Source organism: Paenibacillus agaridevorans, assembly GCF_003112455.1.
GTDB classification, from domain to species: Bacteria; Bacillota; Bacilli; order Paenibacillales; family Paenibacillaceae; genus Pristimantibacillus; species Pristimantibacillus agaridevorans.
This window is the reverse complement of sequence record NZ_BDQX01000046.1, coordinates 1-15508: the sequence shown is the minus strand read 5'-3', so window position 1 is coordinate 15508 and position 15508 is coordinate 1. Positions and strand designations below refer to the sequence as shown.

Below are 15508 nucleotides of genomic sequence, written 5' to 3'. Positions count from 1 at the left end.
CGACCGGGATGAACAAGCTTCGAAGCCGACTCATCTCCGGTGCGGAATGGACATCGCCAAGCAGTGGTTGTCGCTCACGCCGACAACCTGCAAATTAACACACTAACTCCCTCACCTAAGTCGGCGACACCCACATACTGCCTCCAAAACCCATGATTACTCGAAATTAAGTCGGTGAGACCGACGTATTGCATACCAAATGCATCATTTTCCATAAATAAGCCGGCGTCACCGACTTACTGAGCTCCAACCGCACCATTTTCTGCAAATAAGTCGATGAGACCGATTTACTGAGCTCCAAACACACCATTTCTCTTAAATAAGTCGGTGAGACCGACGTACTGCGTACCAACCGCATCATTTTCCGTAAATAAGTCGGCGAGACCGACATACTGTCCTCATAAAACGTACCCTTCCTATTTCTGGATTTAAGTATATACTGAAATCTGTGTTCCAAACGATTCGAAGGAGTAAAGTTACAATGATGGGAAGAACGGGTTTGCTGTTTATCTGTGTATTGTCGCTGTTAATGACTTCATTTTCTCAATTTGATGTGTTCCAATTATTCAATAATAGGGATTGTAGCTTGTCTCGAATCATGATGATGCATATCCAAATTCAAGAGCCCGGCGATCCTATTCAAGCGGAGCATCCGGAGAAATCATTCCGTATGAGTAAAGCTGAATTCAATCGGATACCTTTTGTATGCCCGGATGAAAGTGTAATGATCCTCGCAGATGTACCGGACGGCACGAAGGTGACGTTAGAGGAGTATATAATGACTCGTAAAGGCCGGTTGATTGATAAAGCACAAGCACCTCATACAATAGACATCACATTCCGGGGAGGAAGCGCCGAATTAATATTTAGAAGATACGAATTGCCTGCCGATCCTGAGAAAAGCCAGTTTGTTCCCATTGACGTAACGGTCGGCTACAAATGGGTAGACGAGTCGGTATCGCAGGAATTTTCTTTTGCGGTAAGGAGCAAGGCTTGGTATTTTAAACTTCCCCCTAATGAACGAGGTCAAAGCCCATGCATGCCTCAAGAGCCCAATTGCGATACGGACTTCGGCATGTTACATTAGCGAGTAGTTGAACTTTACATAGATGGAGGGACTGGGATGGAACAGGAAGTACGGATTGAACGACTCGGTTCGGATCGCTTTGATGAGAGCATGGAGCTGTCGCAATTTGCGTTTCAATATGTACGCTCGGAGCAAGAACTGGAAGCAGCGAGGGAAAGAGTGGAAGACCAGCCCTCAGACCGCTGGGCCGTTTACGTTGACGATGCCATTGCCGCGCAGGCAACGGTGCTGGAGCTGCATACCTATATAGCAGGCAAGACTTTCGCAATGGGAGGACTCGCAGGTGTCGCGACTTGGCCGGAGTATCGTCGGCAGGGCTTCGTCGGCAAGCTGCTGCTGCATTCGCTGGAAGCGATGAAGGAGAAGGGGCAGACGATTTCCTTTCTGCATCCGTTCGAATTCGGCTTCTACCGGAAGTTCGGCTGGGAGATATACACGGAGTACAAGTCATACACATTGCTGCCGAACCAGCTGCCGCCACGTCTCGTAAGTCCCGGACGGGTGGAACGCGTGAACGGCTACGAGCTCCTTTACGAGGTGTATGAGTCTTACGCTGCCCGGTACAACGGCTCGCTCAAGCGAGACGAGAAGTGGTGGAAGCACCGGATCAACGTTCAAAATCAAACCAAAAGAGTTATCTATCGAGATGGAGCCGACAGCGTTCAAGGGTATCTCATCTATTCGGTCGCGAACAAGGAGCTGAAGATCAAAGAGCTGATCTGCTTAAACGACGAAGCGAGAGATGCGCTATGGAGTTTTATTGCCCAGCATGACTCCATGATCGACAAAGTGACGCTGCAAGCGCCGGTCGACGACCAATTGATCGATCTGCTGCCCAATCCGAGGATCAAGCAGGAGGTTGTGCCGTATTTTATGGCGCGGATCGTGGACCTGAGGGGGTTCGTCGAACAATATCCGTTCGTGCCGGGCGAAGAGTCGTTACGGGTGACGCTGGAGATCACGGACAAGCAGGCTTCTTGGAACGAAGGAACCTTCGAGCTTGTCATCGACGAGACAGGACAGGCGACACTGAACGATGCGACAAGAGGCGAAGCAGAGGGAATGGTAGGGGAGCAATCGGAAAAGGGCCTGATCAGGATCGGAATCGGAGCTCTTGCGATGCTGCTGTTAAGCTACCGAACTGGGGCGGAATTATCGGGTTCCAAGCGCATACATGGATCGGCAGATACAATAAATCGCTTACAAGCCAGAATACCCGAACGAACAACGTATCTTCCGGATTATTTCTGAAGATTGAGAACTTTCCGTATTCGGAAGATGAGTGGAATAGTGGGATTTATCGCCTCCTGACGAGCCTTGACAGCCCCTACCCCCTCTGCTAATATTGCAATAATATATTTGAGAGGCACTGAAAATAAGGGAGGAAATTACTCGTGTGGGAAACGAAATTCGCTAAAGAAGGGCTTACGTTCGACGACGTATTGCTTGTTCCGCGCAAATCAGAGGTACTGCCTAGAGAAGTCAACATCTCCGCTCGGTTAAGCGCAGGAATCAAGCTTAACATCCCGCTCATCAGCGCAGGCATGGATACCGTTACGGAAGCTGCTTTGGCGATTGCGATCGCTCGTGAAGGCGGAATCGGTATTATTCATAAGAATATGTCCGTAGCACAGCAAGCGGAAGAGGTAGATCGCGTTAAGCGCTCGGAGAGCGGCGTTATCACGAATCCGTTCTCTCTGACTCCCGATCATCATGTGTACGATGCGGAGGAGCTTATGGGCAAATACCGGATCTCCGGCGTGCCGATCGTCGATGCAGACAAGAAGCTTGTCGGCATTTTGACGAACAGGGATCTGCGCTTTGTCCATGATTATTCCATCAAGATCAGCGATGTGATGACCCGCGAGAACCTTGTGACAGCGCCAGTCGGAACAACACTGCAAGAGGCGGAAGGCATTCTGCAGAAGCATAAGATCGAGAAGCTTCCTCTCGTGGACGAGGAGAACACGCTGAAGGGTCTTATTACGATTAAGGATATCGAGAAGGCGATCCAGTTCCCTAACGCGGCGAAAGATTCGCATGGCAGATTGCTGTGCGGCGCAGCTGTCGGTATCTCCAAGGACACGATGGATCGCGCAGAAGCGCTTGTGAACGCGGGCATCGACGTTCTTGTAGTCGACTCGGCTCACGGCCATCATATTAATATTCTTGAAGCGGTACGCAAGCTGCGGGCCCAGTACCCGGATCTGACGATCATTGCAGGTAACGTGGCCACCGGCGAAGCGACTCGCGACCTGATCGAAGCCGGCGCATCCGTAGTCAAGGTTGGCATCGGGCCGGGCTCCATCTGTACGACTCGCGTCATTGCGGGTATCGGCGTACCTCAAATTACGGCGATCTATGATTGCGCGACAGTGGCTCGCGAATACAACGTTCCGATTATCGCGGACGGCGGCATCAAGTACTCCGGCGATATTACGAAGGCTATCGCAGCCGGCGCCAGCGCCATCATGATCGGCAGCCTGTTTGCAGGCACGGCCGAGAGCCCGGGCGAGACGGAGATCTTCCAGGGCCGCAGCTTCAAGGTATACCGCGGCATGGGCTCCCTGGGCGCCATGAAGGAAGGCAGCAAGGACCGTTACTTCCAAGAGAACGAGAACAAGCTTGTTCCGGAAGGCATCGAAGGCCGCGTACCTTACAAGGGACCGCTTGCCGATACGGTTCACCAGCTGCTCGGCGGACTTCGGTCCGGCATGGGCTACTGCGGAACGTCTTCCCTGGAAGAACTGAAGAACGATACGCAGTTCGTTCGCATTACAGGCTCCGGTCTTCGCGAGAGCCATCCGCATGACGTTCAGATCACGAAGGAAGCGCCTAACTACTCCCTGTAAGGGGCGGTTAACCTCGTTCTACGATGTTAGGACGGTCAGCGCATCAACGGTATCTACAACTATTACGAACACCCGTCAAACGGGATTCTAACCAGGCAGCTTGGCCATTATGGCTGAGTTGTCTGGTTTATTTTTGTAATAGCGGTTTAGATGAAGGATTCCTCATTCTGCGGGCTTGAACAGAGGTTTAATTATGACGCTCTCCTATGTTACAATTATGAGCGGATAAACCAATGGGGAAATGGGGATACGAGTGTGAAAGTAATGGGAAGGCCGATTCGGTTGTTGTCTGTCGTCGCTGCTTGCCTTGCAGTATGGATCACGGCGTTGTCGCTTGGCGCGTCCACGACGCTTGCCGTCGGGTTCGACAATAGGCCTAGCACGGAAAATTCACTTGGACTTCAAGTTAAGTCCGCTATTTTAATCGAAGCGGAGTCGGGCCAGGTGTTATACGAGGTCAATCCGGATCAACCTTTGCCGATTGCGAGTATGACTAAGCTCATGACGGAGTATATTGTGCTCGAGGAGATCTCTTCGGGTCGCCTGTCCTGGGATCAACCGGTTACGGTAAGTCCTGAGGCTGCCGATACTCATCCATCCGAATCACAAATTTATTTGGCCGCGGGCGATCAGCATACCGTAAAGGAATTATATCTGGCTATGGCCGTTGGTTCGGCCAATGATGCTACGAAGGCATTAGCTACGGTAATTGCGGGCAGTCTGCAAGCTTTCATAGCGAAGATGGAGGAAACAGCGGACAAGCTGGGTCTCGACAGCGCCGTATTCACTAGCGTGACTGGCTTCGAGGATACGACGGTAATGTCGGCCAGCGATGTCGGGAAGCTCGCGCGCATTATTTTGCTCGATCATCCGGAGTTTCTGGAATTCTCCAGCATGCAGAGCTACAAGTTCCGTGAGCGCGATAAGGATCCGATGATCAATATTAACTATATGCTGGGATCCAACGTCAATGTGCCAAGCTTCAAGAGCCTGGCGTATGAAGGCGTGGATGGCATGAAGACCGGCTTTATCAATGCGGCGGGTTATAACTTTACAGGCACGGTAAAGCGCGGCGATATGCGCTATATCAGCGTTGTTATGGATACAAGCACGAAGAACACGCGGTTCTATGAGACGGCGAAGCTGTACAATTACGCGTTTGCCACTTTCGAAAAGAAGACGGTGCTTCCTCCCAAGTCGGTGGTAGAAACGATCGAAACGGTCAAGATTAAGAAGGGCGTGCAGAAGTCGATCCCTGTCGTGACGGAGAAGGACATTACGTTTATGGTGCAGAAGGGCGTAGAGGCCGAGATTGCCATGACGAAGTCGGAGCTGACGCCGGAGAACGAGCTGGTGGCGCCAATCGCCGCCGGGACTAAGGTCGGCACGGTGACTTACACGTACAAGGATAAGCTGACGGGCAACGACCTGAATTATACGGTTAATCTGATTACGGCGGAAGAGGCCGAGAAGGCGGGCTGGTTTAAGCTGTTCTTCCGTGCAATCGGCGAGTTTTTCGCGAATTTGTTCAACAGCATTCTGGATCTATTCTAATGAACGAGGCTTGTCTCCTGGACAGGGCTTAATCCGACCCGCTGGCAAGGAATAAAAGCTTGTCGATTGATCGGCATTCCTGTAAAATAAATGGTTAGTACGCTTCGGCATCATACATCCGGCAAGGATGACAAATAGGAGGAAGAAAACTGATGGAAACAGGCACTTCGCGCGTTAAGCGCGGTATGGCAGAGATGCAAAAAGGCGGCGTAATCATGGACGTTATGAACGCCGAGCAAGCTAAGATCGCGGAAGCGGCCGGCGCTACGGCAGTCATGGCGCTTGAGCGCGTACCTTCGGATATTCGCGCAGCCGGCGGCGTAGCCCGTATGGCTGACCCGACCATCGTAGAAGAGGTAATGAAAGTTGTCTCTATTCCGGTCATGGCGAAGGCGCGGATCGGTCACATCGTAGAAGCAAGAGTACTGGAATCGATGGGCGTAGACTACATCGACGAGAGCGAAGTACTGACTCCTGCCGACGAAGTGTTCCACATCAGCAAAAACGAATTCACGATTCCGTTCGTATGCGGAGCGAAGGACCTTGGCGAGGCGCTTCGCCGTATTCAAGAAGGAGCGGCTATGCTTCGTACGAAGGGTGAGCCGGGAACAGGCAATATCGTAGAAGCTGTTCGCCATCTTCGTCTGATCAACGGTCAAATCCGCAAAGTACAAGCCCTGTCTAAGGACGAGCTGTACCACGAGGCGAAAGTGCTGGGCGTTCCTTACGAGCTTCTGCTCGGCGTACACGAGAGCGGCAAGCTGCCGGTCGTTAACTTCGCCGCAGGCGGCGTAGCGACGCCATCCGACGCGGCTCTGATGATGGAGCTGGGCGCTGACGGCGTATTCGTAGGCTCCGGTATCTTTAAGTCCGACAGCCCCGAGAAGTTCGCTCGCGCGATCGTCGAGGCAACGACTCACTACCAGGACTACAAGCTGATCGCGGAAGTGTCCAAGAATCTGGGCACGCCGATGAAGGGCATTGAGATCTCCAAGCTGGATGCTGCATCCCGTATGCAGGATCGCGGAATTTAATACTGTAACCGGCCAAGCCATCAGGCTTGGCTGGTTCTATAAAAGTGCGAGTTCAAAAAGCGGGCTTTTTGAACAACCTCTAAAAGGAAGGCGAAGAAAGTGATGAAAATCGGCGTACTAGCGCTGCAGGGAGCTGTAGCGGAACATATACGCAGTCTGAAGGCGGCGGGCGCAGAAGCGGTGGCCGTCAAGCGCGCCCAGGAGTTGGACGAGCTGAAGGGCCTCGTCATTCCGGGCGGAGAAAGCACGACGATCGGCAAGCTGATGCGGAAGTATGGTTTCATGGATGCGATCCGCTCCTTCTCTGCGCAAGGCAAGCCCGTGTTCGGCACTTGCGCGGGACTCATCGTGCTGGCGGATGTCATTGAAGGACAAGAAGAAGCCCATCTCAGACTGATGGATATGACGGTAGCGCGCAATGCGTTCGGCCGTCAGCGCGAGAGCTTCGAGACGGATCTTCCCGTTAAGGGAATCGACGAGACGGTACGCGCCGTCTTCATTCGCGCCCCGCTCATCAAGTCGGTCGGATCGGAGGTCGACGTGCTGTCGACGTACAACGGCGAGATCGTAACAGCAAGACAAGGCACGCTGCTGGCGGCCTCGTACCACCCCGAGCTGACGGACGACTACCGTCTGCACGCTTACTTCGTCGATATGGTGAAGGAAGCGGCGGCAGCCGGCTCCAGGGCTTAATTCTAAACAAGACTACTCCTTATGAGGGGAGCAACACAACGTGTTAGATGTTAAAATATTGCGTTCCGACCTGGCCAAGGTGGAACAAGCTTTAAAAAATAGAGGGGCATCGCTTGAGCTCGTGGCCGGCTTTACCGAGCTGGACGTGAAGCGCCGCGAGATGATCGGGGAGACGGAACAGCTTAAGAATCGCCGGAACATCGTATCCGCAGAGGTTGCCAAGCTGAAGAAGTCGGGCGGCGACGCAGAAGCGCTCATTCTGGAGATGCGCGAGGTAGGCGACCGGATCAAGGCAATCGACGAGGAGCTTCGCGAGATGGACAGCGCGGTCGAGGAGATCCTGCTGAACATTCCGAACATCCCGCACGAGAGCGTGCCGGTAGGCGCCTCGGAAGAAGAGAACGTGGAAGTGCGCCGCATTGGCGACCTGCCGTCCTTCGGTTTCGAGCCCAAAGCCCATTACGATATCGCCGCCGATCTCGGCATTTTGGACTTCGAGCGCGCGGGCAAGGTAACAGGCTCAAGGTTCACGTTCTACCGCGGTCTCGGCGCCCGTCTGGAGCGTGCCCTGATCAGCTTTATGATGGATCTGCACAGCGACCAGCACGGCTACGAGGAAGTGCTGCCTCCGTATATCGTAAACCGGGACAGCCTGATCGGAACGGGCCAGCTGCCGAAGTTCGAGGAGGACCTGTTCAAGATCAAGGATACGGAATATTACCTGATCCCGACGGCCGAAGTGCCGGTAACGAACATTCATCGCGACGAGATTCTGGACATCCAGGAGCTGCCGAAGAACTTCGTGGCGTACAGCGCATGTTTCCGCTCCGAAGCGGGTGCGGCGGGACGCGATACGCGCGGTCTGATCCGCCAGCATCAATTCAACAAAGTGGAGCTCGTGAAGCTGGTGAAGCCCGAGGATTCCTACGACGAGCTCGAGAAGCTCACGAACGAAGCCGAGAAAGTACTGCAGCTGTTAGGACTGCCTTACCGCGTGCTGACGCTGTGCTCGGGCGATATGGGCTTTACATCGGCGAAGACCTACGACCTTGAAGTATGGATTCCTAGCGCGAACACATACCGCGAAATTTCCTCATGCTCGAACTTCGAGGATTTCCAGGCGCGACGCGCGGCGATTCGGTTCCGCAGAGAACCTAAAAGCAAGCCGGAATTCGTGCATACGCTCAACGGCTCCGGCCTGGCGGTAGGACGCACGGTAGCGGCGTTGCTGGAGAATTATCAGCAAGCTGACGGCTCGGTGGCCATTCCTGAAGTGCTTCGTCCTTATATGGGCGGCGTAGCGGTTATTTCGAACGGTTAAGCAAGAAGGCGAGGCCATTCCCCTATTTGGCGGCCTCGGCGGTGAGGGTAGCGTTATGAAGCTGCTGTCTTGTCGCCGTGGGCGCCCCTTGATGGGGATAGAATGTAACAGATGTACGACTGGGGCAAAATAGAAGTTGATTATGGATTTTGTCCTGTGGTACAATATCTTTTGTTACACTTATATGTGGAGAGGTACCGAAGCGGTCATAACGGGGCGGTCTTGAAAACCGTTAGGGCGCAAGCCCACATGGGTTCGAATCCCATCCTCTCCGCCAGTATGAAAAACAATCAACCGATTCCTGTTCGACAGGGATCGGTTTTTTTCATACTGGCGTGGATGGGATTCGAACGGGCCGTTAAGCGAACATGCCCAAAGGCATGTTCGTAGGCCCCGGCGTGATAGTCGCATTACCATGACCGTTTATACGGTCATGGTGCGACGGAGCGAATCCCATCCTCTCCGCCAGCTTACTTTAACGAGATCAGACAACCGTCTCAGCCTTTGCGGCTGGACGGTTTTTTTGTATGGCGACGGTGGATAAAAGGAGATGTTCCTTCGCATCTTAACGAGTGTGGAGGTGTTAGAACACAATGGCCAAATCAGACCAGCTTCGCATTGATCCGCAGCAGTTGGCGGACGCTTGGAGCCGCACGCTTCCGGAGACGATGAATGCTTCCGATCGCTGCGAGGTGCATAGGGACGAGTCGGACGCGACAGCATTGCGCGTAACGATTCATTCGGCAGGGCATGCGATGTACGAATTCGATTTCAAGGTGACGTATGTGGATAGTCGCGAGGTGCTTGTCGAGTTAATCGACGTGGAGAAGGACAACGTGTCGATCGACGAGAGACCGGATGCGATTCAGCAATTGATCCATGATTATAAGCGGCATATTCATGAGTGCGCTCAAGCATTGCAGTCATTAACACATGCATAGGAGTGGTGGGGTATGTCCAAAGCAAAGGGCTCGGCAGACAAAAATTTGTCTAACGTCGTAGAGGCTCTCGAAGCAGAGCCGGTGAACAGTCATCAAGCGCAGCAGCTGCAGCAGGACAAAAACGATCGGCGTCATCAAGATTCGCTGAACTTCGATCAGCCGTCAGACTTGAGTCATCCGCGAAGCTAGGACCTGTTCCAAGCAAGCGGCATTTAACCTTGCAGGAGGTCAGACCATGTCCAAACCGGATTCCTATCCTAACCCGGATAGCGTGCCTCATAACCAGAAGAATCGGAAAGACCATAACGAGAGTCTGCAGGCTCCTCTTTCGGGCTCCAAGAAGACGAAGCAGCGCAACCACGTTAGCCATAATAATCCACAGGGTTAACGAGCGAGCAGGTTGCGAAACGCTCGAGGAAAAGGTTGAAGAAACGTTTGAAGAAATACTTGAAGATACGTTCGAAGAAATACAAGCCCGGTTCGGTCATGATTGCCGATTCGGGTTTTTCTTGCGTCATGCGACCATTGACCCGGTGTCTTGGGAACGAATTAAGACCTGTTTGCTTCTAAACCTTCCAATTTTCGTATAGAATGGAGGTGCTGTGAAAAAAATAGACGGAGGGGAACCATGAAGCTAGTACAACGAATGGGATTTACTGCACTTCTAATTCTTACATTGATCGTGGCAGGCTGCTCGAACAGTGCGCCGCCGAAAGCGGCCATGCAGGCAGCAATGGCCAAAACGACGGAGGCGGATGCCTTCAAGATGTCGATGAACATCCAGCTTGACGAGCTGGAGCTGCCATCGATTCCTGAAGCGGAGGCCAGTGGCCTGCCTGTTGCAAGCCTGACGGGCATGTTCCAGGACGCAACGATTAAGGTAGATGCCACCTACGCGAAAGAGCCCATGCGCATAGATATGAATATGGAATTCGTGCTGCCGGGCATGATGGAGATGAAGCTCGCGATTCCGATGATTATGACCAAAGAGATGCTGTACGTGAAGCCGCCGGAGATCCCGATGCTTCCACTGCCTGAGGAGACCAAAGGCAAGTATGTGGCCATCGACTTGAAGGAGCTGGCTGAGCAGCAAGGTACGGAATTAAACATGGATCCTGCCGCCCAACAGAAGCTGATTCAGGATCTGTCCAAGACGCTGCTGGATAGCTTCGATGAGAAGACCTACTTCAGCGAAGTGAAAACGGCGGATGCCGGCTTGCCGGAAGGCGTGAAGGCGGATCAAGTCGTGAAGTTCGCGATTACAGAAGAGAACTATCCGCAGACGGTAGAGACGATCGTGAACGACGTGCTGCCGAAGGTGCTTGATATTCTGCTTGCAAACGAAGGCGCGCTGGAGGCACTGCAAGTGCAGAAGGCCGACCTGGAGCAGGCTAAGGCGGATTGGGAGACGAACAAGACGGAGCTGCTTAACCTTCTCCAGAACGATCTGAAGGTGAATACGCTGGAGATGACAGGCGCGATCAAGGACAATTACATGGTGTATCAGAGCGGCAAGATCAGCATGGAAGTGAACGATGCGGAAAGCGGTCAGAAAGCGAAGTTCGGCGTTTCGTTCAACGGTCAATATTCGGACATCGGCAAGAAGCCGGAGTTCGAGGCATTGCCGACCGATACGGTGACGCTTGAGCAACTGATGGGTTTATTCGGAGCTCCGGCTGGCCTGTAAGACGAGTAGCAATCAATCGAAATTTATCGTGTGGAGTTGAAAAAAGTCGTTTCCTCGTGAAACGGCTTTTTTTTGTCGTACGGGGGATTCTTGCTCCTGCAACCCGAAAAATCGGGTTACAGCGCACGCCGGAGTAACTTTGCAGTAGCCTCGCCCAAAAACAACCGCCTGCTCATCTTGTTATGTATAGGAAAATTGACCCAATTAATCGAGTCGAATGTCTGTCTTTAGTCCAAAAGGTCCTTTTCTTGAAAATGGATATATAGTCCCGCTAATAAAGTTCTATTATCTTTTATAATAGACTGAACTAGTTCGACAATTTCCTACATAATCCTTGAAAAGGTGATGATAAACTATGATTTCCCCTTTTTTTCGTAAGAAGGGTACCCAGGAGGGGCAGGAGGATCGTTCGCAAGAACTAGCAAATCAGGAGCCTGCTCCCCCAAGCTCCGAGGAAATCCCAGAGTCTCCGGTCCAATCACCCCAGGATTCCATCTTCATTCAGAAGTCCCGTATGGACAAAAAGTCGCTAGATTTAGTGCTTGCGGTAGAACAAATGATTCAGGCCAAACAGCATACGGAGCTTCAAAATAGCGAGCTGCAGGATCGTCTCACGCACTCTGGCGGGCATATCGAGCGGTTAAACCGCGATGTAAAGCAATTGACGAGGGTGATCGAGGAGCGGGAGAAGAGCATCCTGGATTTGGAGCAGAAGATCGTCGACAAGAATATGAAGGTCGATCAGGTAGCCGAGGATTACCGCGAGCTGGAGAGACGGATGACGGTGGAGATCGAGGAGCTGAAGAGCGTAATCGAGCTGGAGAAGCAGAAGTACGGTTCGCTGCAGGTCAAGCACAATGATGTGCTTGCGGAGAAGAACAAGCGCATCCACGAGCTTGAGGAGAAGATCGGCAGACAGGATGTCGAACATCAGCACTTGAAGCAGAAATTCGAGACGACGCATCAAGAGAAAGTGTATCTGGCCAACATGATCAGCGACTTCACGAACCGGATGTCTGCACCGATCGGAAGAGAAGGCTGAGCATGAAAAGGGATTCCTTGCGAACGTTAGAGCTATTGTCGGTAGAGGACAAGCAGGGCCGCTACGTCATAAGGATAAGCGTTGACGCAGGCAGCGAGGCCAACGAGCCGAGAGAGCTCGAGCTGCAGCTGGACGAGCTGACTTACCAGGGGCTGGGGAGACTGGCTCCGCTATCGACGGGACGCGCTCGTCTGTCTCCTTATGCGCAATACGATCCGTTTAAGCTTACATACTTAAGTTCAATAGTTAAGATCGGCAAGCACGGCGGCGAATCGTATTACTTCGACTGCTCGGCCGAATATGCATCCATGCTGGAGTCTTTGCGCGGCGGCGAGCTGCCCGGGACAGAGGCAGAGGATGCCTGTAGCTTGCCTTCGGCAGCGGTTATGGAAAAAGCGAGCAGCAGCTTGTCGTTTGAAGCCATGGCCGCTAAAGTAGGAGCAGTCATAAGAGTCTCTTCTATCCGCTTGCGTTCATACCTGCCTGTTAACATGCGCCGGTATGCGCTGAAGTCGCTTCGTCTTTTTATGCTGACCTGCATGCTCCTCCTTGCTTGGTTCGAGCTGGAGGGTCAGATCTACATCGATGATGCGAAAGCATTAAGCGAGCATCAGACCGTTTTATCCGAAGGGACAGGCAGCGAGGTTCTGGGGGCTGGAGCAGCAAGCGGACATGCCTCTCTGACGGAGGGGTCTAGCGGAGCCGCTTCCTTGGCAGCCGGTGGAGCGGAAGGCGACGGCTCGACGGGAGCGGATTTTACGACGAAGCAAGGCAAGTCGGAGTCCGCGGAAACGGGCGATGACAGTTCCGAAACGACCGACCTGAGTGCAACAGCGCCTGGAAGCGCCAACTCCGATAACTTATCGAACGAGGGAGCCCAGGCTTCAATTGCTACGGAGCTAGAACATGTAGAAGTAATCACGCTGAATCCAGGCTCTACCGTCTACAGTCTGCCGAAGGGGTACGTCGCATTGACATTCGACGATGGTCCATCGGATTATACGAAGGCGATCGTCGATCTGCTCCGCGAGCGCGGGGTAGCGGGCACGTTCTTGTTCATAGGGCGCAACGCCGACCGTTATACGGTTGAAGCGGCTTATGCGGCGGAGCAGGGGATGGCGGTCGGCAATCATTCCTGGGATCATAGCAATTTGACCACGAAGGAGATGGATGACATCTCCGTCAACATAGCGAAGGCGAACGAGGTCATTGGGAAACACAGCGATACGTTGGTATCCGTGTTCCGTCCGCCATACGGTGCCCTGAACGACGACATGGCGATTGCGGCGGAGGAGCTCGGAATGAAGATGCTCATGTGGAATCGCGATCCTAAGGACTGGCAGGCCGCTAGCTCGAAGGAGATCATCCGTTATTTCAAGACGATCGACGCCTCGGGCGGCATCTACGTCATGCACGAGAAAAAGGCAACGCTGGACGCGCTGCCGGACATCATCGATTATTTGCTGGAGCAGGACCTGAAGTTCGCGGTGTTTCAGTAATACGGAAGGGTCAGAATCGGCCGAGGGGCTGTTCTGATCCTTTTTTGCCGTGTTGGGGGTTGAAAAGTAAAAAATAACCCCCATAATGTATGAACATGGCTCATATTCAAGCGGTACGGTTCCCCATACAATAAAGTTGTAAGCGCAATCAAATGAAAGAGGGGGAGTTGTTTTGAAAAAGGTGTTTCGAATGGCAGCGCCAGCGATAGCGGTCATACTGATGATTTCGGGATGCAGCAACGGCAGTGGCAATGGTCAAAAGCCAGACCCGACCCAAAATCCGGGTACGGAGCAGAAGAAAGAAGCGGTGATTACCGTTGCGGGGTTTGACGATTTCTGGAAGGGCGAAGATAGCCCGGGCATGGTTATTACCAAGCAATTCAATGAGAAGTACAAGGGCGAGATCAAGGTTGAAGTCCGATATATGCCAACATCGGAGTATAATACCGCGATTCAGGCATCGATCGCCAGCAATGATCTGCCGGATATCTTCCTGAGCCCGCAAGGGATGGACGCACGACAAATCGTGGAGAATGGCTGGGCGGCGCCGCTGGATGAATTCGTTTCCGCCGATTGGAAAAATCAGTTCATGCAAGGCTCTTTCCAGGAAGGCGTGAATATGATTGATGGCAAAACGTACACTTGGCCGTTGCGGGGTCTCAACCATCGCTCGATGCTGTATTACAACAAAAAGGTGATGCGCGATGCCGGATTGGACCCGGAGAAACCGCCAGTGACATGGGACGAGCTCCGCGCGATGTCCAAAGTGATTACGGAAAAAGGAAACGGCAAGACGTTCGGCCTTGTATTTGCCGGCGGCGAGCCGGTAGCTCTTGATCAAATGATATTGGGGCTTACGGCCTCCAAGGTTCCGACCCAAGGGGATATGCCGGGCTTTAATCTGCAGAACGGTACCTATTTGTTCGACACGCCGGAGTGGATCGGCGCGATCGAGCTGCTGCAGGGAATGAAGCAGGATGGCAGCATCATGCCGGCATCCTACAGCATGAAACCGGCTGAGGCCAACGTGTACTTCGGCGAAAATTTGGCAGCCTTCCTGATTGATCCGCGTCATCGCATGTGGCAGATCAAACGTGATGCGCCGGATGCCGAATTCGGCATTGCAGCCGTGCCTCAACAGGATGGCGAACAGCCGTATTACGGCTATACAGTCGCTAACACGGCAGGTTATATGCTGTCTGCAACATCCGAAAACAAGGAAGCGGCAGGCAAATATATTGAAGAGGCGTTCGCCTCCAAAGAATTTTTCAAAAGCACGATTCAAAGCGGGGCTTCATTGTCGCCGATTGATGAGCTGAACGCGGACGAATCGTTGTACCCGTATCCGGAATATAAAGTATTCTTTAATATTCATCAAGATACAATGCGCGAGAGTCCGAATTATGCCATCGCCAATCCGGAGACGGCGCTTGTAATTGGCGAGCTCGGCCATATTCGTCAAACCAAAATTAAACCGACGTTTGGCGAACTGTTGTTGAACTTGCTGGTGGATGACAAGTTGGACGCTGCTGCGCTCATGAAGGATTATGCGAGCAAAATGAACAAAGGTCTGCAGGATGCTATCGATAAAGTAAGCGCCACAGGCGTGAAAGTAAGCAGAGACGACTTTACGTTCCCGAATTGGGATCCGACAAAGGACTATACGCAAAGTGATTATGACGCATTGAAAAAGTAGACAGAAACGTCGGCAGCGCTTTCTTATAGTGCGAGTTTAAAAAGTTCGGTTCTCAGTACCGAGAAGATTGGATGAAGCTAGAACCTGAGGAGCGGAGCGTAG

14 protein-coding genes and 1 tRNA gene are annotated in these 15508 nt (G+C 52.7%); all 15 read left to right on the top strand.

Annotated features, from left to right (window positions below):
• Positions 1–481 precede the first annotated feature (481 nt).
• A complete protein-coding gene (locus PAT3040_RS04710) occupies positions 482–1087 on the top strand; it encodes a hypothetical protein (protein ID WP_108991722.1) in 606 nt (201 codons plus the stop codon).
• A 36-nt stretch (positions 1088–1123) separates the two neighbouring features.
• The gene (locus PAT3040_RS04705; protein ID WP_108991721.1) at positions 1124–2338 is read left to right on the top strand and encodes a GNAT family N-acetyltransferase; all 1215 of its coding nucleotides are present in this window, start codon (positions 1124–1126) and stop codon (positions 2336–2338) included.
• A gap of 143 nt (positions 2339–2481) precedes the next feature.
• Positions 2482–3939, top strand: a complete 1458-nt coding sequence (gene guaB, locus PAT3040_RS04700; protein ID WP_087570014.1) for an IMP dehydrogenase — start codon at positions 2482–2484, stop codon at positions 3937–3939.
• A 264-nt stretch (positions 3940–4203) separates the two neighbouring features.
• The gene (locus PAT3040_RS04695; protein WP_108991720.1) at positions 4204–5493 is read left to right on the top strand and encodes a D-alanyl-D-alanine carboxypeptidase family protein; all 1290 of its coding nucleotides are present in this window, start codon (positions 4204–4206) and stop codon (positions 5491–5493) included.
• Between the two features lie 152 nt (positions 5494–5645).
• Positions 5646–6527 carry a pyridoxal 5'-phosphate synthase lyase subunit PdxS gene (pdxS, locus tag PAT3040_RS04690; protein WP_108991719.1) on the top strand — a complete coding sequence of 294 codons (882 nt, stop codon included), beginning with the start codon at positions 5646–5648 and terminating at the stop codon, positions 6525–6527.
• Between the two features lie 102 nt (positions 6528–6629).
• A complete protein-coding gene (gene pdxT, locus PAT3040_RS04685) occupies positions 6630–7220 on the top strand; it encodes a pyridoxal 5'-phosphate synthase glutaminase subunit PdxT (RefSeq protein ID WP_108991718.1) in 591 nt (196 codons plus the stop codon).
• A 40-nt stretch (positions 7221–7260) separates the two neighbouring features.
• Positions 7261–8541 carry a serine--tRNA ligase gene (gene serS, locus PAT3040_RS04680; RefSeq protein WP_108991717.1) on the top strand — a complete coding sequence of 427 codons (1281 nt, stop codon included), beginning with the start codon at positions 7261–7263 and terminating at the stop codon, positions 8539–8541.
• A 188-nt stretch (positions 8542–8729) separates the two neighbouring features.
• Positions 8730–8818, top strand: a tRNA-Ser gene (locus PAT3040_RS04675).
• A 316-nt stretch (positions 8819–9134) separates the two neighbouring features.
• The gene (locus PAT3040_RS04670) at positions 9135–9482 is read left to right on the top strand and encodes a hypothetical protein (protein ID WP_108991716.1); all 348 of its coding nucleotides are present in this window, start codon (positions 9135–9137) and stop codon (positions 9480–9482) included.
• A 12-nt stretch (positions 9483–9494) separates the two neighbouring features.
• Positions 9495–9671, top strand: coding sequence for a hypothetical protein (locus tag PAT3040_RS36770; RefSeq protein WP_181376437.1), 177 nt, complete (start codon positions 9495–9497; stop codon positions 9669–9671).
• 46 nt (positions 9672–9717) lie between these two features.
• Positions 9718–9870, top strand: coding sequence for a small acid-soluble spore protein P (locus PAT3040_RS04665; RefSeq protein WP_108991715.1), 153 nt, complete (start codon positions 9718–9720; stop codon positions 9868–9870).
• Between the two features lie 240 nt (positions 9871–10110).
• A complete protein-coding gene (locus tag PAT3040_RS04660) occupies positions 10111–11169 on the top strand; it encodes a hypothetical protein (protein WP_108991714.1) in 1059 nt (352 codons plus the stop codon).
• Between the two features lie 514 nt (positions 11170–11683).
• Positions 11684–12211, top strand: coding sequence for a hypothetical protein (locus tag PAT3040_RS04655; protein WP_258234832.1), 528 nt, complete (start codon positions 11684–11686; stop codon positions 12209–12211).
• Between the two features lie 2 nt (positions 12212–12213).
• On the top strand, positions 12214–13710 hold the full coding sequence (locus tag PAT3040_RS04650) for a polysaccharide deacetylase family protein (protein WP_108991712.1): 1497 nt from the start codon (positions 12214–12216) through the stop codon (positions 13708–13710).
• Positions 13711–13891: 181 nt separating this feature from the next.
• Entirely contained in the window at positions 13892–15406 is a 1515-nt protein-coding gene (locus tag PAT3040_RS04645; RefSeq protein ID WP_258234833.1) for an ABC transporter substrate-binding protein, read from the top strand.
• Positions 15407–15508 lie beyond the last annotated feature (102 nt).